The 22402-nt window shown below is 64.6% G+C and carries 22 protein-coding genes and 1 tRNA gene; 13 read left to right on the top strand and 10 right to left on the bottom strand.

The features are described from left to right. Window positions 1-31 precede the first annotated feature (31 nt). The 3 genes from CFB41_RS02550 to CFB41_RS02560 all read right to left on the bottom strand — a co-directional run bounded on the left by CFB41_RS02550 (window position 32) and on the right by CFB41_RS02560 (window position 2688). A complete protein-coding gene (locus CFB41_RS02550; protein ID WP_179243610.1) occupies window positions 32-1324 on the bottom strand; it encodes an HlyC/CorC family transporter in 1293 nt (430 codons plus the stop codon). A 141-nt stretch (window positions 1325-1465) separates the two neighbouring features. Further along, a tRNA-Pro gene (locus CFB41_RS02555) sits at window positions 1466-1542 on the bottom strand. Window positions 1543-1692: 150 nt separating this feature from the next. Further along, window positions 1693-2688 carry a polyprenyl synthetase family protein gene (locus CFB41_RS02560; RefSeq protein ID WP_089424435.1) on the bottom strand — a complete coding sequence of 332 codons (996 nt, stop codon included), beginning with the start codon at window positions 2686-2688 and terminating at the stop codon, window positions 1693-1695. A 210-nt stretch (window positions 2689-2898) separates the two neighbouring features. Here CFB41_RS02560 and rplU point away from each other — a divergent pair, with 210 nt between their 5' ends. The 4 genes from rplU (at window position 2899) to proB (ending at window position 6008) form a co-directional block, all read left to right on the top strand. Then, window positions 2899-3210 carry a 50S ribosomal protein L21 gene (rplU, locus tag CFB41_RS02565; protein WP_006025184.1) on the top strand — a complete coding sequence of 104 codons (312 nt, stop codon included), beginning with the start codon at window positions 2899-2901 and terminating at the stop codon, window positions 3208-3210. Between the two features lie 24 nt (window positions 3211-3234). Further along, a complete protein-coding gene (gene rpmA, locus CFB41_RS02570) occupies window positions 3235-3498 on the top strand; it encodes a 50S ribosomal protein L27 (protein WP_006476999.1) in 264 nt (87 codons plus the stop codon). Between the two features lie 188 nt (window positions 3499-3686). Continuing rightward, window positions 3687-4799 carry a GTPase ObgE gene (gene obgE / locus CFB41_RS02575; RefSeq protein ID WP_089455548.1) on the top strand — a complete coding sequence of 371 codons (1113 nt, stop codon included), beginning with the start codon at window positions 3687-3689 and terminating at the stop codon, window positions 4797-4799. Window positions 4800-4889: 90 nt separating this feature from the next. Then, window positions 4890-6008 (top strand): glutamate 5-kinase, encoded by a 1119-nt coding sequence (gene proB / locus CFB41_RS02580; protein ID WP_089439177.1) that lies wholly within the window; start codon window positions 4890-4892, stop codon window positions 6006-6008. A 94-nt stretch (window positions 6009-6102) separates the two neighbouring features. Here the strand turns inward: proB and CFB41_RS02585 are convergent, their stop codons facing one another. Continuing rightward, entirely contained in the window at window positions 6103-6711 is a 609-nt protein-coding gene (locus tag CFB41_RS02585) for a CNP1-like family protein (RefSeq protein WP_089455549.1), read from the bottom strand. A gap of 13 nt (window positions 6712-6724) precedes the next feature. Next, complete coding sequence (locus CFB41_RS02590) at window positions 6725-7375, bottom strand: RNA pyrophosphohydrolase (protein ID WP_089439178.1); 651 nt, start codon at window positions 7373-7375, stop codon at window positions 6725-6727. Between the two features lie 218 nt (window positions 7376-7593). Here CFB41_RS02590 and CFB41_RS02600 point away from each other — a divergent pair, with 218 nt between their 5' ends. Together CFB41_RS02600 and CFB41_RS02605 are read left to right on the top strand one after the other, a co-directional pair. Beyond that, entirely contained in the window at window positions 7594-9330 is a 1737-nt protein-coding gene (locus tag CFB41_RS02600) for a proline--tRNA ligase (protein WP_089439179.1), read from the top strand. A 21-nt stretch (window positions 9331-9351) separates the two neighbouring features. Further along, entirely contained in the window at window positions 9352-9954 is a 603-nt protein-coding gene (locus tag CFB41_RS02605; RefSeq protein WP_089455550.1) for a MarC family protein, read from the top strand. Window positions 9955-10047: 93 nt separating this feature from the next. Here the strand turns inward: CFB41_RS02605 and CFB41_RS02610 are convergent, their stop codons facing one another. Together CFB41_RS02610 and ffh are read right to left on the bottom strand one after the other, a co-directional pair. Continuing rightward, window positions 10048-10599 (bottom strand): hypoxanthine-guanine phosphoribosyltransferase, encoded by a 552-nt coding sequence (locus tag CFB41_RS02610; RefSeq protein WP_089424439.1) that lies wholly within the window; start codon window positions 10597-10599, stop codon window positions 10048-10050. A gap of 94 nt (window positions 10600-10693) precedes the next feature. Beyond that, complete coding sequence (gene ffh, locus CFB41_RS02615; protein ID WP_089455551.1) at window positions 10694-12061, bottom strand: signal recognition particle protein; 1368 nt, start codon at window positions 12059-12061, stop codon at window positions 10694-10696. Between the two features lie 89 nt (window positions 12062-12150). Here ffh and CFB41_RS02620 point away from each other — a divergent pair, with 89 nt between their 5' ends. From CFB41_RS02620 to CFB41_RS02660, 7 genes are all read left to right on the top strand, one after another. Continuing rightward, on the top strand, window positions 12151-13044 hold the full coding sequence (locus CFB41_RS02620) for an inner membrane protein YpjD (RefSeq protein ID WP_089455552.1): 894 nt from the start codon (window positions 12151-12153) through the stop codon (window positions 13042-13044). A gap of 13 nt (window positions 13045-13057) precedes the next feature. Next, window positions 13058-13375, top strand: coding sequence for a PP0621 family protein (locus tag CFB41_RS02625; RefSeq protein ID WP_089455553.1), 318 nt, complete (start codon window positions 13058-13060; stop codon window positions 13373-13375). Then, window positions 13372-13962: a 1,6-anhydro-N-acetylmuramyl-L-alanine amidase AmpD gene (gene ampD / locus CFB41_RS02630; RefSeq protein WP_089455554.1), complete on the top strand. Its 591-nt coding sequence runs from the start codon at window positions 13372-13374 to the stop codon at window positions 13960-13962. Before CFB41_RS02625 ends, ampD begins: the two co-directional genes overlap by 4 nt. A 462-nt stretch (window positions 13963-14424) precedes the next feature. Then, complete coding sequence (locus tag CFB41_RS02640) at window positions 14425-17418, top strand: ribonucleoside-diphosphate reductase subunit alpha (protein WP_089439183.1); 2994 nt, start codon at window positions 14425-14427, stop codon at window positions 17416-17418. Window positions 17419-17783: 365 nt separating this feature from the next. Next, window positions 17784-18995, top strand: a complete 1212-nt coding sequence (locus tag CFB41_RS02650) for a ribonucleotide-diphosphate reductase subunit beta (protein WP_039353057.1) — start codon at window positions 17784-17786, stop codon at window positions 18993-18995. A gap of 82 nt (window positions 18996-19077) precedes the next feature. Next, window positions 19078-19404, top strand: a complete 327-nt coding sequence (locus CFB41_RS02655; protein ID WP_089455555.1) for a hypothetical protein — start codon at window positions 19078-19080, stop codon at window positions 19402-19404. A gap of 28 nt (window positions 19405-19432) precedes the next feature. Next, entirely contained in the window at window positions 19433-20134 is a 702-nt protein-coding gene (locus tag CFB41_RS02660) for a histone H1-like DNA-binding protein (RefSeq protein WP_089439185.1), read from the top strand. A 235-nt stretch (window positions 20135-20369) separates the two neighbouring features. Here CFB41_RS02660 and CFB41_RS02665 read toward each other — a convergent pair whose 3' ends face one another. The 3 genes from CFB41_RS02665 to tpx form a co-directional block, all read right to left on the bottom strand. Beyond that, window positions 20370-20843: a glycine zipper 2TM domain-containing protein gene (locus CFB41_RS02665; protein WP_021161893.1), complete on the bottom strand. Its 474-nt coding sequence runs from the start codon at window positions 20841-20843 to the stop codon at window positions 20370-20372. 19 nt (window positions 20844-20862) lie between these two features. Then, on the bottom strand, window positions 20863-21801 hold the full coding sequence (locus CFB41_RS02670; RefSeq protein ID WP_089439186.1) for a carbohydrate kinase family protein: 939 nt from the start codon (window positions 21799-21801) through the stop codon (window positions 20863-20865). An 85-nt stretch (window positions 21802-21886) separates the two neighbouring features. After that, on the bottom strand, window positions 21887-22390 hold the full coding sequence (tpx, locus tag CFB41_RS02675) for a thiol peroxidase (RefSeq protein ID WP_027783488.1): 504 nt from the start codon (window positions 22388-22390) through the stop codon (window positions 21887-21889). Window positions 22391-22402 lie beyond the last annotated feature (12 nt).

Here is a 22402-nt window from a genome sequence, read left to right on the forward strand (position 1 = left end):
TCGCGGGCGGCGCCGGCAGTCAGCCGTTCGGCTAGCGCGACGTGACGCGTGCGGTGCGCGAGCTGCGCGGCTTGAAGAGCTTGACGGTGCGCACGGCCTGATCGTCGCTGCGCATCACCTCGAGCATGACATCGCCGATTTTCAGGCACACGTCGTCTTCCGGAATTTCCTCGAGGATTTCGAGCACCAGGCCGTTCAGCGTCTTCGGCCCGTCGGTCGGCAGCTTCAGGTGCAGCCAGCGATTCAGTTCGCGCAGCGGCATGCTCGCCGAGACGATGCATTCGCCGTTCTCGTCCCAGCCGCCCTTGCGCTCGCTGCGCGGCAGCGACGTCGTGAATTCGCCGATCAGTTCCTCGATGATGTCTTCGGGCGTCACGAGCCCTTCGAGCTCGCCGTATTCGTTGACGACGAGCGCGGTCCGCTGCCGGGTTTCCTGGAAAAACTGGAGCTGCTGGACCACCGGCGTGCCGGACGGCACGTAGTACGGCTCGGCGAGCAGCGCGCGCAGCGTCTCGCGGTCGAATTCCTGGTTGTGCAGGGCGGTCAGCGTCTTGCGGACGTGCAACACGCCGAGCACCTTGTCGATGTCGCCTTCGTAGACGACGAGCCGGTTGTGATAGCAGGTTTCGAGCTGATGCAGGACGTCGTCGAGCGGCGCGTAGAAATTGAGCGACTCGATCTGGCGGCGCGGCACCATCACGTCGTCGACCGTGATGTTCTCGAGGTCGAACAGGTTGAGCAGGATACTGCGGTGCTTGGTCGGCATGAAACTGCTCGACTCGAGCACGATGGCCCGCAGCTCGTCGGCCGACATTCGCTGGTCGCGACCCTTCTTCGTGTTGATGCGCAGCACCCACAGCACGCCGTTCGCGAGGGCGTTGACGAACCAGACGACGGGCTTGAACACGCGCATCAGCGGCGCGATCACGAGGCTCGCGGGCAGCGCGATGCGTTCGGGGAACGTCGCACCGACGATCTTCGGCGCGATTTCGGCGAACACGATGATCAGGAACGCGACGATGCCGGTCGCGATCGACAGCGCGAGGTTGTTGCGGCCGAACGTATGCAGCGCGAGCGACGTCGTCAGGACCGGGATGATCGTGTTGAACAGGTTGTTGCCGATCAGGATCACGCTGAGCAGCAGGTCAGTGCGCGTGAGCAGCCCTTGCGTGGTTTTCGCGCCGAGTGCGCCCTGGCTGGCGAGATGCTTCAGCCGATGGCGGTTGAGCGCCATCATCGCGGTCTCGGAAATCGAAAAGAAGCTGGAACAGAGGAGAAGCAGGAAGACGGCGCCGATTTGCGCCCATAAGGGAATTTGGTCCACGCGTTGGAAGGGCAGTGAAGGACTGGGATGGGAGAAATATAGCAGAGGCCGGCGACCGCGATGTGTCGTGCGCGACACGAGGAGCTAGCGGCGGCCGGGTAAAAAAAAACCGTGCACGAAGTGCACGGTTTTTTAAAAATCTGGTCGGGGTGAGAGGATTCGAACCTCCGGCCTCTACGTCCCGAACGTAGCGCTCTACCAGGCTAAGCTACACCCCGATTTTTTGCTCTTCGGACTTCGCTGCTTTCGTTAAGAATCGCTGCGTCGTCACAAGCAAGAACGTAACTATAACGATGTTTTTTCTAAAAGGGAATACTTTGATGAAGAAAATTTTCGGGACAAGGCATCGCGTCGCGTTCGCGGCGTGTTTACGATTGCCGCGACGTCGAGTATGAGCACAACCCGAGCAGGCTTTCCTTATAGATCGAGTCCGGGAACGCAGCAATCGCCGCGGCTGCCGCCTGCGCTTCCTGGCGTGCGCATTCGAGCGTGTGATCCAGTGCGCCCGAGCGCGTGATCGCTTCGAAGATCGTGTCGAAGCGATCGGTGCCGCCCTGTTCGATCGCTTCGCGTGCCAGCGCCGACTGTTCGGGCGTGCCGCGTTCGATCAGATAGATGAGCGGCAGCGTCGGCTTGCCTTCGCGAAGATCGTCGCCGGCATTCTTGCCCATTGCCTCGGCGGTGCCCGCGTAGTCGAGCCAGTCATCCATGATCTGGAATGCGGTGCCGATCCGGCGGCCGTATTCGGCGGCGGCCGCCTCGGTCGGCGCATCGGCGCCCGCGAGTACCGCGCCCAGACGTGCCGAGGCCTCGAACAGCTTGGCCGTCTTGTAACGGATCACCTGCATGTAGCGCGTTTCGTCGACGTCTGCATCGTGCATGTTGAGGAGCTGCAGCACCTCGCCTTCGGAAATGATCGTCGTCGCTTCCGACAGGATCTCCATCACGCGCATCTTGCCGACGCCGACCATCATCTCGAACGAGCGCGAATAGAGGTAGTCGCCTACCAGCACGCTCGCCGCGTTGCCGAACAGCGCATTGGCGGTCTGGCGGCCGCGGCGCAACTCGGATTCGTCGACGACGTCGTCATGCAGCAGCGTGGCCGTGTGGATGAACTCGACGACGGCGGCCAGCACGTGCCGCTGGTGCGACGTCTCGCCGAGCGCGCCGGCGACGAGCAGCAGCAATGCCGGACGCAGCCGCTTGCCGCCCGCGCCGATGATGTACTCGGCGATCTGGTTGATCAGCAGCACATCGGACGCGAGGCTTTGCCGGATAACGCGATTCACCTGCTCCATGTCAGTGGTGATCGGAGCGAGCAGATGGGCGGCGCTGAGGGTGGGGGAGGCGGTGGACGACGACATGATGATGGAATTGGGTGATGCCGCGGATTATAAGTCGAATCCGCGATATGCCGGTCTGTCAGACGTAGCAGCGGCGCGATTTTGGCCGTCCGGTAGAGGCCCGCGCGCGGCAATCGTCGATCGGCTTTGACTTGGGTGCTAACCCCATGTATAATCACGTGTTTTCCGCGCGTGGTGTGCGGAAAAATTGGATCCAGAGTGAGGTTCTCAATGTACGCGGTCATAAAAACCGGCGGCAAGCAGTACAAGGTTGCCGTTGGCGAAAAACTCAAAGTAGAACAGATACCGGCTGACATTGACGCTGAAATCACGCTCGACCAGGTTCTCGCAGTGGGCGAAGGCGAATCGATTAAGTTCGGTACGCCGCTGGTCAGTGGGGCTTCCGTCAAGGCCACCGTTGTGTCGCACGGTCGTCATGCCAAGGTCACCATCTTCAAGATGCGTCGCCGGAAGCACTACCAAAAGCACGGCGGCCACCGCCAGAACTACACTGAGCTGCGCATCGACGCGATCAACGCGTAAGCGCCTCGGTAAAGGAGCAATCAGATGGCACACAAAAAGGCAGGCGGCTCTTCCCGGAACGGCCGCGACTCCGAGTCGAAACGTCTCGGCGTGAAAGTGTACGGCGGCCAGGCAATCAATGCCGGCGGCATCATCGTGCGTCAGCGCGGTACGCGCATGCACGCAGGCGAGAACGTCGGCATGGGCAAGGATCACACCCTGTTCGCGCTGGTCGACGGTCACGTCAAGTTCGCGACGAAGGGCGCGGACAAGAAGCATCTGGTCATCGTTGTCCCGGCGGCTGCCTAAGTTCAGGCACCCACGGGCTTCGTAGCCGAAAGGCCCCGCAGTCTTCGCGGGGCCTTTTTTTATTTGGCCGCCGGGCGCGTGTGTGTCCGGGCGGCCATCGCGCAACCGGCGTACGATCGGCCGAACGGCAGATTGTTCAAGCGCGCCGGCGCGCGGCACAATAGCGGAAATACTGGGCGGAGTGACGAATGAAGTTCATTGACGAAGCACGAATCGAAGTCATCGCCGGAGACGGAGGCGATGGCAGTGCGTCGATGCGCCGCGAGAAATTCGTCCCGTTCGGCGGGCCGGACGGCGGCGACGGCGGCCGGGGCGGTAGCGTATACGCGATCGCCGACCGCAACATCAACACGCTGATCGACTACCGTTACGCGAAGAAGCACCTGGCGCGCAACGGCGAAAACGGGCGCGGATCGGATTGCTACGGCAAGGGCGGCGACGATGTCACGCTGCGCATGCCGGTCGGCACGATGATCAGCGACATGGATACCGGCGAGCTGATCGCCGACCTGACCGAACACGACCAGCAGGTGATGCTTGCGCAGGGCGGTGCCGGCGGGCTCGGCAACCTGCATTTCAAGTCGAGCACGAACCGCGCGCCGCGCCAGAAGACGGACGGCAAGCCCGGCGAGCGTCGCATGCTGAAGCTCGAGCTGAAGGTGCTCGCCGATGTCGGCCTGCTCGGCATGCCGAACGCAGGTAAGTCGACGTTCATCTCGTCGGTGTCGAATGCGCGGCCGAAGATTGCCGACTACCCGTTCACGACGCTTGCGCCGAATCTCGGCGTGGTGCGCGTCGGTCCGAGCAAGAGCTTCGTGATCGCCGACATCCCGGGGCTGATCGAGGGCGCCGCCGAAGGCGCGGGCCTCGGCCATCAGTTCCTGCGCCACCTGCAGCGCACCGGCGTGCTGCTGCATCTGGTCGATCTCGCGCCGTTCGACGAAAGCGTCGATCCGGTGGCGGAAGCGACGGCGATCGTCGGCGAGCTGCGCAAGTACGACGAGGCGCTCTACGAGAAGCCGCGCTGGCTCGTGCTCAACAAGCTCGACATGGTGCCGGAAGACGAGCGCAAGGCACGGGTCGCGGATTTCCTCGAGCGCTTCGAGTGGGACGGCCCCGTGTTCGAGATCTCGGCACTGACGGGCCAGGGTTGTGAAGCGCTGTGCTACGCGATCTACGACTACCTCTCCGAACATTCGGACGCGCATCGCGCCGCGGAGGCGGAAGATCTCGCGGCAGACGTGCGTTTCCGCGATGCGCCGCCTGCCAAGGGCGATGCAGCGCCGGGCGACGACGCCTGAGCGATTCCGGAACGCGCCGGGCGTGCCGCCCGGCGCCGGCGTTCAATCGCGCCCGGTCGGAAAGGCAGCAGATACAGGAGACAGTGCAGGATGCGTTCGATCATCGCGGATTCGAAGCGATTGGTGGTGAAGGTGGGCTCCAGCCTCGTGACCAACGACGGCAAGGGGCTCGATCATGCGGCGATCGGCCGTTGGGCGGCTCAGATCGCCGCACTGCGCGCGCAGGGCAAGGAAGTCGTGCTCGTCAGCTCGGGCGCGATTGCGGAAGGGATGCAGCGGCTCGGTTGGAGCAAGCGACCGCGAGAAATCGACGAGTTGCAGGCTGCCGCCGCAGTCGGCCAGATGGGGCTCGCGCAGGTCTATGAAAGCCGCTTCACCGAGCACGACATCCGCACCGCGCAGATCCTGCTGACGCATGCCGACCTGGCGGACCGCGAGCGTTACCTGAATGCGCGCTCGACGATGCTGACGCTGTTGCGGCTTGGCGTCGTGCCGATCATCAACGAGAACGACACGGTCGTCACCGACGAAATCAAGTTCGGCGACAACGACACGCTCGGCGCGCTCGTTGCAAACCTGATCGAAGGCGATGCGCTGATCATCCTGACCGACCAGTCGGGGCTGTTCACGGCCGATCCGCGCAAGGACCCGAACGCGACGCTCGTTGCAGAAGCCAGTGCAGGTGCGCCGGAACTCGAGGCGATGGCCGGCGGCGCGGGCTCCAGCCTCGGCCGCGGCGGGATGCTAACGAAGATCCTCGCGGCGAAGCGCGCCGCGCACAGCGGCGCGAACACCGTGATCGCGAGCGGCCGGGAGGCCGACGTACTCGTGCGTCTGGCGGCCGGTGAGGCGATCGGCACGCAACTGATCGCACGTACCGCGCGGATGGCGGCACGCAAGCAGTGGATGGCCGACCATCTTCAGGTGCGCGGCCATGTCGTGATCGACGCAGGCGCGGTCGAGAAGCTGACGGCCGGCGGCAAGAGCCTGCTGCCGATCGGCGTGATCGACGTGCAGGGCGCGTTCGCGCGCGGCGAAGTCATCGCGTGTGTCGGCCCCGACGGGCGCGAAGTGGCGCGCGGGCTCACGAACTACAGCAGTGCAGAGACTAAACTGATTCACCGCAAGCCGAGCGGCGAGATCGAATCCGTGCTCGGCTACATGCTGGAGCCCGAATTGATCCACCGCGACAACCTGGTGCTGGTGTGACCATTCGTGCCGGTTCCTGCCGTAAAACGAAAAAGCCCGCGTGAAGCGGGCTTTTTCATGCGACGAACGAAGGCGCGGTGGGCGCCGCGCGCCGTCAGCGCAACTGGCTCATCGCGGTGCGGTGAAACCGGATGTTCTCCAGGATCTGCTGGGTCGAGCCCTGCGGCATCTTGTTCGCGCAGAAGTAGTCCTGATAGAGCGCCGAATGGTAGGCATTCAGTTCGCCGTTCTCGATGCGCCGCCAGTCGTTCTCGACCGTGCGATCCCAGCCGTCGTGTTCCGAATTCAGGCCGGCATACTGGCGCCATTCGTAGGTGTCGCAGCGGATGCCTTCGTAGTTCACGTTGCGCGCACCGGCCGGGCTCGTGATGACGACCGCATAGCGCACGACGCCATCGGTGCCGACCGCCAGCGACTTCGCATCGACGAAGAACTTGAGCGGCGTGTTCTGCGATACGTTGAACGGCAGCAGGTCGCCCGTCTGCGGCAGCGGCGGCAGCGAGTCGACCGTGTTTTCCTTCCACGTGCCCTGGCGGTCCAGCAGATACACGAACTCGCTGTCATCCTTGTTGGTGGGCGTCTTCGAATTCGCGCAACCTGCCAGTGTGGCTACCGCGGCAATCGATGCGAGCGCGAGAGCAATCGCTTCCAATATGCATTCCTCGTAAAAAAAGGGCGCGACACCAAGGTCGCGCCCGGTCATGCAGTTCGATTCGTCATTTGCCGACGATCACGTGGGGCGGCATCTCGTCGAGCGTGCCCGCTTCCACTTCGATCTCCGAACAGACTACCGATGTGTCGACAATCGTCAGCGTCTGCTGGGCCTGTACGCCAATGACGCGCGGATAGCGCGACAGACGCGGCCCACGCGGCGGCTTCTCGGCTCGCTGCGCCGGGCGGCGCAGGAAGCGCGACAGTTCCGTCAGCGCCAACTGATAGACATCCCGCTTGAACTCGATCACCGCATCGAGCGGCACCCAGTACTCGTTCCAGCGCCACGCATCGAACTCCGGGTGGTCGGTCGCGCGCAAGCAAATGTCGCAATCGCGTCCAACCATCCGCAGCAGGAACCAGATCTGCTTCTGGCCGCGGTAATGACCGCGTACTTCGCGTTTAATGAACTTGTCAGGCACCTCATAACGCAACCAGTCGCGTGTGCGGCCGATTATCTTGACGTGTTCCGGGTGCAGGCCCGTTTCCTCGTGCAGTTCCCGGTACATCGCCTGCATGGGGGTCTCGCCGTACTTGATCCCACCTTGAGGAAACTGCCAGGAATGCTCGCGGAGCCGCTTGCCCCAAAACACCTCGTTGCGCGCGTTCAAGAGGATGATGCCGACGTTCGGGCGAAAGCCTTCACGATCCAGCATACAACCACCTTCGAATCCTTTAAAATTGCTTTGATTATAAACAGATAACGGGCGCTGCGCACCGTGACGGAGCGAATCCGCGCGGGGGGCACCGGCTGAATTGTCCCTGATTAGTCTGCTACGTCATCTGCGCCATCGTCGTTCGTCGCGCGCAGCTTTTTCACCTTGAAACTTTTTCGGGCGCCCCGCCTGGGGGCGCCGTTTTTGGAACCGTCCGCATGAAAGCTTCCCGTTTCTTTATCGGCACCCTGAAAGAAGCACCCGCCGACGCAGAGATCGTCAGCCACAAGCTGATGGTGCGCGCCGGCATGATCCGTCGCGTCGCCGGCGGCATCTATAACTACCTGCCGGTCGGCCTGCGTTCGATTCGCAAGGTCGAGGCGATCGTGCGCGAGGAAATGAACCGGGCGGGCGCCATCGAGCTGCTGATGCCGGCCGTGCAACCCGCCGAACTGTGGCAGGAATCGGGCCGCTGGGAGCAGTACGGCCCCGAGCTGCTGCGCTTCAAGGACCGCAAGGACAACGACTTCGTGATCGGGCCGACGCACGAGGAAGTCATCACCGACATCGCGCGCAACCAGATCAAGAGCTACCGGCAGATGCCGGTGAACTTCTACCAGATCCAGACGAAGTTCCGCGACGAGATCCGTCCGCGCTTCGGCGTGATGCGCGGCCGCGAATTCATCATGAAGGACGCGTACTCGTTCGACAAGGATGCGGCCGGCCTGAACGAGTCGTATCGCAAGATGTACGACGCGTACGTGCGCATCTTCACGCGCCTCGGCCTCGAGTTCCGTGCGGTCGCGGCCGACAGCGGCTCGATCGGCGGCAACTTCTCGCACGAATTCCACGTGATCGCCGACACCGGTGAAGACGCGATCGCGTACTGCCCGACGTCCGAATTCGCGGCGAACATCGAGGCGGCCGAAGCGCTGCCGCTGACGCCCGAGCGCGCGGCGCCGGCCGAAGCGATGGAGAAGGTCGCGACGCCCGGCAAGGCGAAGTGCGAAGCCGTCGCCGAGCTGCTGGCCATACCGCTCGAGCGCACGATCAAGTCGATCGTGCTCGCGACCGACAACGAAGGCGCCGAGCCGACCATCTGGCTCGTGATGCTGCGCGGCGATCACGACCTGAACGAGATCAAGGTGTCGAAGCTGCCGGGCCTGAAGAACCACCGCTTCGCGACCGAGCAGGAAATCGTCGAGTGGTTCGGCACGCCGCCGGGCTATCTCGGCCCGGTCGGCACGAAGAAGCCCGTGAAGGTGATCGCGGACCGCACGGTCGCGAACATGAGCGACTTCGTCGTCGGCGCGAACGAGGTCGACTACCACATCGCTGGCGTGAACTGGGGCCGCGACCTGCCCGAGCCGGACGTCGCCGACGTGCGCAACGTGAAGAAGGGCGACCCGTCGCCGGACGGCAAGGGTGTGATCGACATCTGCCGCGGCATCGAAGTCGGCCACGTGTTCCAGCTCGGCACCAAGTATTCGGAAGCGATGGGTGCGACGTTCCTCGACGAGTCGGGCAAGCCGCAGCCGATGCTGATGGGCTGCTACGGCGTCGGCGTCACGCGCATTCTCGGCGCGGCGATCGAGCAGAACTTCGACGACCGCGGCATCATCTGGCCCGAGTCGATTGCGCCGTTCGAAGTCGTGCTGTGCCCGATGGGCTATGACCGCAGCGACATGGTGCGCGAGACCGCCGACAAGCTGTACGCGGAACTCGTCGCCGCCGGCATCGACGTGATCCTCGACGATCGCGGCGAGCGCCCGGGCGTGATGTTCGCCGACTGGGAACTGATCGGCGTGCCGCATCGCCTGGTGATCGGCGAGCGCGGCCTGAAGGAAGGCAAGATCGAGTATCAGGGCCGCCGCGACGCCGAAGCGACGCTGCTGCCGGCCGACGCGGCTGCGGCGACGGTCGCGGAGAAGATCCGCGCCGCGCTCGCGCGCTAAGCGCACCGACCGGGGAACGCGGTGGAATACACCTTCCTGTCGGCCACCGTGCTCCTGGTGCTGATCACCGATCCGCTCGGCAATATCCCGCTGTTCATTGCGGCGATGCGGGATGTGCCGCGCGAGCGGCGCGTGAAGCTGATCCTGCGTGAAGTGGGGATCGCGTTCGTGATCCTGCTGTTCTTCATGCTGGTCGGCGACCGTTTCCTGCGGATGATGAGCCTCACCGACCTGTCGCTGCGGCTCGGCGGCGGGATCGTGCTGTTCCTGATCGCGCTGCGGATGATCTTCCCGCATCCGGACGGCGCGCTCGGCAACGACCCGCGTGCGGGCGGCGAGCCGTTCATCGTGCCGCTCGCGATTCCGGCGCTCGCCGGGCCGTCCGCGCTCGCGACGGTGATGCTGCTGACGTCGCAGGGGCCCGGCAAGATGCTCGAGTGGGTCGGCGCGCTGACGGTCACGATGATCGTCTGCGCGGTGACGCTGGTGCTGGCCGAGCGGATCCAGCAATGGATCGGCGAGCGGACCGTCGCGGCGTTCGAGCGGCTGATGGGCCTCGTGCTCGTCGCGATTTCGGTCGAGATGATGCTGGGCGGCGTCCGCGCGTTCGTGCACCAGCTGTAGGGCGGGGCGGCGCACACCCAACACGCCCAAAAAAAGCGGCGCTCCGGGAAACCGGAGCGCCGCTTTCTATTTATATAGTGCGGAGCGGGGCGCTCAGACGTTCGTGGTCAGCGCACGGATCGTCGGCAGGTTGCGCCAGTAGCCCTTCGCATCCATCCCGCAGCCGAACACGTAGCGGTCCGGCACCGCGAAGCCGCAGAAGTCGGGGTGCAGCGGCTTGGCCTTCGCGAGCGTCTTCTCGCACAGCACGGCCGACATGAAGCGCTTGGCGCCCATGTCGAGAATGCGGTCGCGGATCGCGGCCATCGTCTCGCCTTCGTCGAGGATGTCGTCGAGGACGAGCACGATCCGGTCCTTCACCGATTCGCGCGGCGCGACGCGCCAGTGCATCTCCGGGCTGCCCTGCGTCGTGTTGCGGTAGCGGGTCAGGTGGATGTAGTCGAATTCCAGCGGGAAATCGAGATGCGGCAGCAGCATCCCGGTAAACACCGCGGCGCCGCCCATCACCGAGAGAACGAGCGGGAACGCGTCGCCGATCTCGGCGCGGATCGCGTCGGCCATCTTGGAGATCGATGCGTTGACGGCGTCCGCCGAGACGATCTCTTCGGAGTGGTTGAAAATGTGGAGGGCTTCTTCGCGGTTCATGTGTTCTGGCGGGCAGTCGGTATACAAATAAGAATGAAGCAGAACGGCCGCCGCGCGCTACAGCAAAAACCCGCGCGCCGGCCGATGGGCGGAATCAGCGCATGCCGGGCATCATGCCCTTCAGGCCACGCATCATCTTCTGCATGTTGCCGCCCTTCAGCTTCTTCATCATCGTACGCATCTGGTCGTACTGGTTCAGCATCCGGTTGACTTCCTGCACCGGCACGCCCGCGCCGGCCGCAATGCGGCGCTTGCGCGTCGCCTTGATGATCTCGGGTTTCGCGCGCTCGGCCGGCGTCATCGAGCTGATGATGCCTTCCATCCGGCGGATCGACTTCTCGGCCTGGCCCATGTCGGCGCCGGCCGCCGCCTGCTGGAACTGCGCAGGGAGCTTATCCATCAGCGACGACAGGCCGCCCATGTTCTTCATCTGCGAGATCTGCGCGCGGAAATCGTTCAGGTCGAAGTCGCCGCCTTTCTTGACCTTGTCGGCGAGCTTCTGCGCGGCCTGCACGTCGACGCCGCGCTGCGCCTCCTCGACGAGCGCGAGGATGTCGCCCATGCCGAGGATCCGGTTCGCCATCCGGTCGGGGTGGAACACCTCGAGGCCGTCGAGCTTCTCGGCGACACCGACGAACTTGATCGGCTTGCCCGTGACGTGACGCACCGACAGCGCGGCGCCGCCGCGCGAGTCGCCGTCGAGCTTGGTCAGCACGACGCCGGTGAGCGGCAGCGTGTCGTTGAACGCCTTCGCGGTGTTGACCGCGTCCTGGCCGAGCATCGCGTCGACGACGAACAGCGTTTCGGCCGGCTTCAGCGTGCCGTGCAGCGCGGCGATTTCCTGCATCATCGCCTCGTCGATGCCGAGGCGGCCGGCCGTATCGACGATCAGCACGTCATGGTAGTGGCGCTTCGCCCAGTCGACGGCCGCAATCGCGATGTCGACGGGCTTCTGGTCCGGCGTGGACGGGAAGAAGTCGGCGCCAACCTGTTCGCTCACCGTTTTCAGCTGCATGATCGCGGCCGGGCGATACACGTCGCACGACACGGTCAGCACCTTCTTCTTGTACTTCTCGCGCAACAGCTTCGCGAGCTTGCCGGCGGTCGTGGTCTTGCCCGCGCCCTGCAGGCCGGCCATCAGGATCACGGCGGGCGGCGTGACCGCGAGGCTCAGCTCGGCGGCCTTGCCTTCGTAGTCGCCGCCGATCACGGCGGTCAGTTCCTTCTGGACCACGCCGACCAGCGCCTGACCCGGCGACAGGCTGCTGATCACTTCTTCGCCGAGCGCCTTTTCCTTGACCTTGGCGATGAATTCGCGGACGACCGGCAGCGAAACGTCGGCCTCCAGCAGGGCGAGACGCACCTCGCGGAGCATCTCCTGGGTGTTCGCCTCGGTAAGCCGGGCCTCGCCGCGCAGCGTCTTGACGACGCGCGCCATCCGTTGAGTGAGATTGTCGAGCATGGGGAGCGATGGACAGTGGGGCCCGAAGGCGCGGCGGAACCGAACAAAGGGAGCCGTCGCGGGAAGGGGGCCTAGTGTAAACTTCGAACATGGATATTGTACTGTATGCCCTCACCGCATTCCTGTACGGCGGCCTCGCCGTCGCAGGCTGGCGCACGCACCGCCAGGGCGCGACGCCGCTCGTCGCGAGCGTGCCGGCCGTGCCGGTCCCCGCGTCCGCCGCGTCCGGGATGAGCGGGGCCGGCCGCGCGCTGCTGTTCGCCGCGCTGGTCGCGCACGGCGTGCTGCTCCACATGACGATCTTTCCGAACGACGCGATGGTGTTCGGCTTCGCGTTCGCGCTGTCCGCGATGTTCTGGCTCGGCGCCGGCATCTACTGGATCGAGAGCTTCTTCTTCCCGCTCGACAGCCTGCGCCTGCTGGTATTGCCGCTCGCGTGCGGCGCGTCGCTGCTGCCGCTCCTGTTCGGCGGCGTGCGGGTGCTTCCTTATGCCGCAGCACCGCTGTTCAAGCTGCATTTCCTGATCGCGAACATCGCCTACGGCCTGTTCGCGATCGCGGCGCTGCACGCGGTCCTGATGCTGATGGTCGAGCGGCGCCTGCAGTCGCTGAGGAGCGGCGGGCGCGACGGCTCGACGGGCTGGATCGCGAGCTGGCTCGAGACGCTGCCGCCGCTGCTCACGCTCGAGAAGCTGCTGTTCCGCCTGATCGGTGCCGGCTTCGTGCTGCTCACGCTGACGCTCGCGTCGGGCATCCTGTTCAGCGAGCAGGTCGACGCGCGCGCGCTGCGCCTCGACCACAAGACGGTATTCGCGATCCTGTCGTGGCTGATGTTCGGCGGCCTGCTGGTCGCCCGCAAGACGTCGGGCTGGCGTGGCCGCGGTGCCGCGCGCTGGGTGCTCGTGTCGTTCGCCGCGCTGCTGCTCGCGTATGTCGGCAGCCGGTTCGTTTTCGAGGTGCTGCTGCACCGTTCCGTGGTTTGAACGCAGGTTTCCGATGCGACAGATTCTTCTCCTGATTCTTCTTTTCTTCGCGGGTTCGTGGATCGCGCGCAAGCTGCGCCAGGCCCAGGAGCACGCGCAGGCGCGCACCGGCCGCGGCGCCGGTTACGACGGCACGCCCGGCGCCGGCGGTGCGGGTGCGGGGCGCCCGAACGGCGACGCGCGGGCGCTGCCCGAGCCGATGGTGCGCTGTGCCGAATGCGGCGTGCATGCGCCGAAGGGCGACGCCGTCGCCGCGGGCGGCGAATACTTCTGCAGTACCGAGCACGCGCAGCGCCACGCCGCGCGGTCGAGCGGTCGCGACGCACGATGAGCGACGCGCGGGTGCTGTCGGTCGACGCGCACGGCTGGGTGCGCGAAGCGCGCCACGCGCCGTCGCCGAACTTCGAGGTGCGGCCCGCGGGCGTGGTGCCGACGCTCGTGGTCGTCCACAACATCAGCCTGCCGCCCGGCGAATTCGGCGGTGACGCGATCGAGGCGCTGTTCCTGAATCGTCTCGACTGCGATGCGCACCCCTATTACCAGAGCCACCTGCGCGGCGTGCGCGTGTCCGCGCACTTCCTGATCCGCCGCAACGGCGAACTCGTGCAGTTCGTGTCGTGCGACGAGCGTGCGTGGCATGCGGGCTCGTCCGAGTTCTTCGGCCGGGCGCGCTGCAACGACTTTTCGATCGGCATCGAGCTCGAGGGAGCGGACGACGTGCCGTTCGACGACGCGCAGTACGCGATGCTCGCCGCGCTCTCCCGCGCGCTCGCCGCACGCTACCCGGTCGACGCATTCGCGGGGCACTCGGACGTCGCGCCGGGCCGCAAGACCGACCCGGGCCCGCATTTCGATTGGCAACGCTTCGCGAGCGATGCCGGTTTTTCCGCCGAATACTTTCCTTTCCGTCAGCACTGATCGCAGGGTTTTTGAGGGCGCGAAATTTTTTTTTCCGACCAATGCCTTGTCGCGTCTGAGCCTGCGCGGGGTGGGGGTGATGTCAATACCTCCATCGCAAATTATCCATTTTGATGTGCTCCGAATGTCCACTATACTTGGTGCCAGTTGAGCAGTTCTGCACTAGATATAGTGTGTGTCGCAGGGGAAACCCGAGCGGCACCGGCCGGCGGGCAACGCCGGCGGACAGGGTTCTCAGGGCGGCGCGTCAGGCCGGGCGGTCCGGGCGTCGCGATCAGCGCAGCGAACATCGACGGGGCAGGGTACACATGACGAAGCACACGACCGGACCGGTTGTCGCGCATCGACCGAACCGGCTTCCCCGGCGCATCGCTCGCCTCTTACCGCTCGCGCACCGCGTTGCGCAGCGTTCGTTTTAATCCGCGGTTCTCTCCGCACCATCCAACACCAGGAGCTTTGCACATGCAAACCACCGACAACGCGACGTCCCAGTACGAGAGCGCCTCGAGCCGTCCGCTCGGCGGGACCGAACAGGGCGCGAAGGCGCTCGCGCCGCAGGCCACGTTCGCCGACTACAAGGTGATCCGCCGCAACGGCAGCGTCGTCTCGTTCGAACCTTCGAAGATCGCGATTGCGGTGACCAAGGCTTTCCTGGCCGTCAATGGCGGGCAGGGTGCGGCATCGGCGCGCGTGCGCGAGCAGGTCGAGCAACTGACGCACAACGTCGTGCGCGCGCTCGTGCGCAGCCGCCCGAACGGCGGTACGTTCCATATCGAAGACATCCAGGACCAGGTCGAACTCGCGCTGATGCGCGGCGGCGAGCACAACGTCGCGCGTGCGTACGTGCTGTATCGCGAGAAGCGTCACCTCGAGCGCCAGCACGCGGGCGAGGACGCAGCGGCAGCCGGCGGCGAGGCGAGCACCGGCATCAACGTCGTCGACAACGGCGTCACGCGCCCGCTCGACCTGAACGCGCTGCGCGCGCTGATCGTGTCGGCATGCGACGGCCTCGGCGCTGCGGTTAACCCTGACCCGATCGTCGCCGAAACGGTGAAGAACCTGTACGACGGCGTGCCGATGAGCCAGGTCTACGACTCGGCGATCCTGGCTGCGCGCACGATGATCGAGAAGGATCCGGCATACAGCCAGGTCACGTCGCGCATCCTGCTGCATACGATCCGTCGCGAGATCCTCGGTGAGGAAGTGGTCCAGGCCGAGATGTCGACCCGTTACGCGGAATACTTCCCGCAGTTCCTGAAGCGCGGCGTCGACGCCGGCCTGCTCGACGACAAGCTGCTGCAGTTCGACCTGAAGCGCCTCGGCGAAGCGCTCGACGCGAACCGCGACCTGCAGTTCGGCTACCTCGGCCTGCAGACGCTGTACGACCGCTACTTCCTGCACGTCGAAGGCACCCGCATCGAAATGCCGCAGGCCTTCTTCATGCGCGTCGCGATGGGCCTGTCGCTGAACGAGATCGACCGCGAAACGCGCGCGATCGAGTTCTACAACGTGCTGTCCAGCTTCGACTTCATGAGCTCGACGCCGACGCTGTTCAACTCCGGCACGCACCGCTCGCAGCTGTCGTCGTGCTACCTGACGACCGTCGCGGACGATCTCGACGGCATCTATGAAGCGCTGAAGGAAAACGCGCTGCTGTCGAAGTTCGCCGGCGGCCTGGGCAACGACTGGACGCGCGTGCGTGCACTCGGCTCGCATATCAAGGGCACGAACGGCAAGTCGCAAGGCGTGGTTCCGTTCCTGAAGGTCGTCAACGACACGGCCGTCGCGGTCAACCAGGGCGGCAAGCGCAAGGGCGCGGTCTGCGCGTACCTCGAATCGTGGCACCTCGACATCGAGGAGTTCCTGGAGCTGCGCAAGAACACGGGCGACGATCGCCGCCGGACGCACGACATGAACACGGCGAACTGGATTCCCGACCTGTTCATGAAGCGCGTGATGGAAGGTGCGGACTGGACGCTGTTCTCGCCGTCGACCTGCCCGGACCTGCACGACAAGTTCGGCGCGGAATTCGAGAAGGCTTACACGGCTTACGAAGACAAGGTCGCGCGCGGCGAGATCAAGCTGTTCAAGAAGATCCCGGCGCAGCAACTCTGGCGCAAGATGCTCGGCATGCTGTTCGAGACGGGCCACCCGTGGATCACGTTCAAGGATCCGTGCAACGTGCGCTCGCCGCAGCAGCACGTCGGCGTCGTCCACTCGTCGAACCTGTGCACGGAAATCACGCTGAACACGAGCGACACTGAAATCGCGGTGTGCAACCTCGGCTCGGTGAACCTCGTCGCCCACCTGGTGAAGCAGGCCGACGGCAGCTACGCGCTCGACCACGACAAGCTGAAGCGTACGATCAGCGTCGCGATGCGCATGCTCGACAACGTGATCGACATCAACTACTACGCGGTGCCGAAGGCGCGAAACTCGAACCTGAAGCACCGCCCGGTCGGCATGGGCATCATGGGCTTCCAGGACTGCCTGCACCTGCTGCGCACGCCGTACGCGTCGGAAGCGGCGGTCGAGTTCGCCGATCGTTCGATGGAAGCGGTCTGCTACTACGCGTACTACGCGTCGACCGAGCTGGCCGAAGAGCGCGGCCGCTACTCGAGCTACCGCGGCTCGCTGTGGGATCGCGGCATCCTCCCGCAGGACACGCTGAAGCTGCTGACGGAAGCACGCGGCGGCTACGTCGAAGTCGACACCTCCGAATCGCTCGACTGGACGTCGCTGCGTTCGCGGATCGCCGCGCACGGCATGCGCAACTCGAACTGCGTCGCGATCGCGCCGACGGCGACGATCTCGAACATCATCGGCGTGTCGGCCTGTATCGAGCCGACCTTCCAGAACCTGTACGTGAAGTCGAACCTGTCGGGCGAATTCACGGTGGTGAACGAGTACCTGGTGCGCGACCTGAAGGAACGCGGCCTGTGGGACGAAGTGATGGTCGCCGACCTGAAGTACTTCGACGGCATGCTGTCGCGCATCGACCGCATCCCGGCCGACCTGCGCGCGATCTACGCGACCGCGTTCGAAGTCGACCCGACGTGGCTGGTCGAAGCGGCATCGCGTCGCCAGAAGTGGATCGACCAGGCGCAGTCGCTGAACATCTACATGGGCGGCGCGTCGGGCAAGAAGCTCGACGAGGTCTACAAGCTCGCATGGCTGCGTGGCCTGAAGACGACCTACTACCTCCGCACGATGGCGGCGACGCACGTCGAGAAGTCGACGGTCGCACACGGCGCGCTGAACGCCGTGCCGACGGGCGGCGGCTCGAGCAGCGGCGGCGCGCAAGGCGCAGCCGGCGGCTTCGGTGCGGCAGGCGGCGATGCGTCGTCGGGCGCGGTCAACGCGGCACCGGCACTCGCACCGGTCGAGGCAGATGGTCCGGTGTGCACGATGCGTCCCGGAGATCCTGGCTTCGACGAATGCGAAGCGTGCCAGTAACGCAGTGCGCCTGACCTGGGAAGCAGGTCAGCGCGGCGCACACGACGACCGATCGAGGTTGAAGTGTGCGCCGCTCTCAACTAAAAAAATGATAAGGAATCTGTAACGCGGCACCTGCGTTGCAGGCAGTGACAAGCGATCGAAACATCCCCGACGACGTCGCGTTTCGATCAGCGTTCGATGCGTCGAGCGCACCTCGCGATACACGCGCGACGCACATCGCGCGCTGCATGAACGACGATGCGTTGCTCAAAGTGTTGTATCGAGGTCGCAACGCGAATCGAAAAAAGGATTTTTCGTGAGCGAACCCTTTTATCGCTCAGGAAAAGATGGTACAAACCGTTCTAAATTGATGGTGAGAATTTATGCTCAACTGGGATGAAGAGAAGACTGCCGTAACTCCCGCGAGCGGAGCGCAGCAAAACGCAATGCGCACCTCCGCAGGAACGGCTGTCGGACTGCAGGCTGCAACGCCTGCCGCCCATCAGGTCCGCGACATTTTCGAAGGCGATCTTGCGGTGCCCCCGCAAGCATCGGCTGTTCCCGCCGGCGGTTCGGAAGCGCGGGTCAATGTCGCCGACAAGCGCATCATCAACGGCCAGACTGACGTCAATCAGCTGGTGCCGTTCAAGTACAAGTGGGCGTGGGAAAAGTATCTGGCCGGTTGCGCGAACCACTGGATGCCGCAGGAAATCAACATGTCCCGCGACATCGCTCTGTGGAAGGACCCGAACGGTCTGACCGAGGACGAGCGCCGCATCGTGAAGCGCAACCTCGGCTTCTTCGTGACGGCCGATTCGCTCGCGGCGAACAACATCGTGCTCGGCACGTACCGCCACATCACGGCGCCCGAGTGCCGGCAGTTCCTGCTGCGCCAGGCGTTCGAAGAGGCGATCCACACGCACGCGTACCAATACATTGTCGAATCGCTCGGTCTCGACGAAGGCGAGATCTTCAACGCGTACCACGAGGTCACGTCGATCCGCGCGAAGGACGAATTCCTGATCCCGTTCATCCACACGCTGACGGATCCGGCCTTCAAGACCGGCACGCTCGAAGCGGATCAGAAGCTGCTGAAGTCGCTGATCGTGTTCGCCTGCATCATGGAAGGCCTGTTCTTCTATGTCGGGTTTACGCAGATCCTCGCGCTCGGCCGCCAGAACAAGATGACGGGTGCTGCAGAGCAATATCAGTACATCCTGCGCGACGAGTCGATGCACTGCAACTTCGGCATCGACCTGATCAACCAGATCAAGCTCGAGAATCCGCATCTCTGGACCGCCGAATTCCGCGCCGAGATCCGCGAGCTGTTTAAGCAGGCCGTCGAACTCGAATACCGCTACGCCGAGGACACGATGCCGCGCGGCGTGCTGGGTCTGAATGCGTCGATGTTCAAGAGCTATCTGCGCTTCATCAGCAACCGTCGTTGCCAGCAGATCGGCCTCGATCCGCTGTACCCGAACGAGGAAAACCCGTTCCCGTGGATGAGCGAGATGATCGACCTGAAGAAGGAACGCAACTTCTTCGAGACGCGTGTGATCGAGTATCAGACGGGCGGCGCGCTGTCCTGGGAATAACCCGCAGCAGCGAACCCGTCACATGATGGAACAGCCGGCGGCCTCTCGGCCCCGGCTCAAGGTTTAGGAGCAAGAACGCCTGATGCAAAGCATGCCCGGTGCCTTAACGGCACGACGACACGACAGGCACTTTGCGAACCCTTCAGTGGGATGGGCAAACTTCCCTCCGGAAAAAGCGGACGGCCGTGTGGCGGTCCGCTTGATCAAGCGATTAGGGGTAGCGGCGCGAGGTGCGCCGGCTACCGACTTGATTTGGCGCGCGAGGCCGAGTGGCCACGCGCGCCATACCGTATTCATTAGCGTAAGCGCGTGGTATCCGCGTACGCCGATGAATAGCCCGCTTCGAAGCGCACGTCCTGAACAGCGTCCGCGGGAAGCGGGTTTTGACGAAGGGTGTAGTTTGAACTGACTCTCATCTGAACCTGAAGGAGAACAACATGGCACTTGCCAAGAAGAAACCGGCTGCAAAGAAGGCCGCAGTGAAGAAGGTCGCTGCGAAGAAGGCTGCTGCTCCGGCGAAGAAGGCCGCTGCAGTGAAGAAGGTTGCTGCGAAGAAGGTCGCGGTGAAGAAGGTTGCCGCGAAGAAGGCAGCACCGGCGAAGAAGGCAGCAGTGAAGAAGGTTGCTGCGAAGAAGGTCGCAACGAAGAAGGTTGCAGCCAAGAAGGTCGCAGTGAAGAAGGTTGCCGCGAAGAAGGCAGCACCGGCGAAGAAGGCCGCAGCGAAGAAGGTTGCCGCCAAGAAAGTCGCAGTGAAGAAGGTTGCTGCGAAGAAGGCCGCACCGGCTAAGAAGGCTGCTGCGAAGAAGGCCGCGCCGGCGAAGAAGGCTGCTGCGAAGAAGGCTGCGCCTGCGAAGAAGGCTGCCGCGAAGAAGGCTGCGCCTGCTGCGAAGAAGGCTGCCCCTGCGAAGAAGGCCGCTGCTCCGGCGAAGAAGGCTGCCGCTGCTGCTCCGGCTGCCGCTCCGGCTCCGGCGAAGAAGGCCGCGGCTCCGAAGAAGGCTGCTGCTCCGAAGAAGGCCGTCGTGAAGAAGGCTGCGCCGGCAACGACCGCGTCGACCGCATCGGTTGCGCCGGCATCGGGCGTGAAGACCGCGCTCAACCCGGCAGCGGCATGGCCGTTCCCGACCGGCAGCCGTCCGTAATCGAGGCTGACCTGCACCACCCGGACACTCACGTGGTGTCCGTGGGTTGAGTAGCGCTACTCAATCAGTCCCGCCATCTGGCTCAGGTGGCGGGATTTTTTTCGTCCGTCGCTGCCGATGTGCCCGCATCCCGGACACCCACAAGCCGGCTGCGGCGAGCACGGACGAAAAAAAACGCATGTGCAGCTTCGCACATGCGTTCGACCGCGGCTTGCGCCGCGTGCTGAGGTACCTGTTAGTGCGTGACGCGCGTGACGCCGCCGCTCGACAGCAGTCGCACGCGTTCGCCGGCGCGGAACGCTTCGCCGCTTGCAGCCTGCGTGATCGAGCGCAGATCGCCGTTGTCGAGGCGCACGGTGATTTCGACACCGTTCGCCGTGCTGAGGTTTTCGCCGACCGCGTTGCCCGCGACCGCGCCGACGAGGCCGCCGGCGATCGCGGTCAGGATCGACCCCTTGCCGCCGCCGATCGCGCTGCCTGCCACTGCGCCGAGCGCGCCGCCGCCGAGCGTGCCGATCGCGCTGCCGCCGCCGTCGGACTGGATGCGCACCGCGCGGACGCTTTCGACGGTGCCCATGCGGACCGTCTGTTCGCGCTGCGCCTGGCCGACGCTATAGACATCCGCCGAACCGGGTGCGGTGAAGCAACCGGTGAGCGTCAGCGAGGCCGTCAGCATGGCCGCGAGCGTGAGGGTCTTTTTCGTCAACATCTTTGCTCTCCCACAAAATTCATTTGAGACTGTAACCGAATGCAGTCTCGAAGCGTGCGTCGATTTCGGCGCGCGTCAGTACGTAAGTCTGGGGCCCCTGGTGGGCGATCTTGATCGAGCCCATCAGGCTCGCGAGGCGGCCCGTGGTTGCCCAGTCGAGGCCATGCTCGATGCCGTACAGCAAGCCACCCCGGAAGGCGTCGCCGCAGCCGGTCGGATCGGAGATCTGCTCGGCCGGCACGACAGGAATCTGCTCCGTGCCCTGTTTGTGGCGGATGGTCGCGCCGTGCTCGCCGCGCGTAATGACGAGGGCATCGACCCGGCTGGCGATTTCATCTTCGGACCATCCCGTCTTGTCGCTCACCAGCTTGGCCTCGTAGTCGTTGACCGCTACAAAGGTCGCAAGTTCAATGCTGCGGCGCAGCGTCGCACCGTCGAACAGCGGCAGGCCCTGGCCCGGATCGAACACGAACGGCACGCCGGCCTTGGCGAGTTCTTCCACGTGCTGCACCATCCCGTCGAAGCCGTCGGGGCCGACGATCGCGAGCTTGATGCCCGGCGCGTCGCCCGCGTGGTTCAGGTGCGACTGCATCATCGCGCCCGGGTGGAACGCCGTGATCTGGTTGTTGTCGAGATCGGTCGTGATCATCGCCTGCGCGGTATACGTGTCGGGCAGCACGCGAACGTGGTCGCGGCGCAGGCCGAGCTGGTCGAGCCGGTCGAGATACGGCTGCGCGTCGAGCGCGCCGATCGTCCCCATGATGCGCGCATCGCCGCCGAGCAGGTGCAGCGCGTACGCGATGTTGCCCGCGCAGCCGCCGAATTCGCGGCGCATCGTCGGCACCAGGAAGCTCAGGTTGATGAGGTGCACCTGGTCGGGCAGGATGTGCTCGCGGAACCGCCCCTCGAAGGTCATGATGGAATCGTAGGCGATCGAGCCGCAAATCAACGTAGCCAAGGTGTGCGTTCCTGTAGAAATGAGGAACCCTGCGCGACAACGCCGCGCGAAAGGCGCGGCGCGGCAGGGGAAAGCGAAAGAAAGCTTACTTCAGTGCGGCGAGCGCGGCATCGTAGTTCGGCTCGTCCTTGATTTCGCCGACGAGTTCCGCGTGGATCACCTTGTCCTGCGCGTCGAGCACGACGACCGCACGTGCGGTCAGGCCGTTCAGCGGGCCGCTCGTCACGTCGACGCCGTACGCGTTCGCGAACGCGCGGCCGGTGCGGAACGTCGAAGCCGTCACGACATTCTCGAGGCCTTCGGTCGTGCAGAAGCGCGTCGCAGCGAACGGCAGGTCGGCGGACACGACGACGACGACCGTGTTGTCGAGCGACGATGCGGCTTCGTTGAACTTGCGGGTCGACGTCGCGCAGGTCGGCGTGTCGAGGCTCGGGACGATGTTCAGCACCTTGCGCTTGCCCGCGAAGCTGGCGAGCGACAGGTCGGCGAGGTCCTTGCCGACCAGCTTGAAATCGGCGGCTTGTGCGCCGACGGCCGGGAACGTGCCGGCGAGATCGATCGGGTTGCCACCCAGCGTAACTTTGCTCATGTTCGTGCTCCG

This window comes from Burkholderia sp. AU33803 (assembly GCF_002223095.1).
Classification (GTDB): Bacteria; Pseudomonadota; Gammaproteobacteria; order Burkholderiales; family Burkholderiaceae; genus Burkholderia.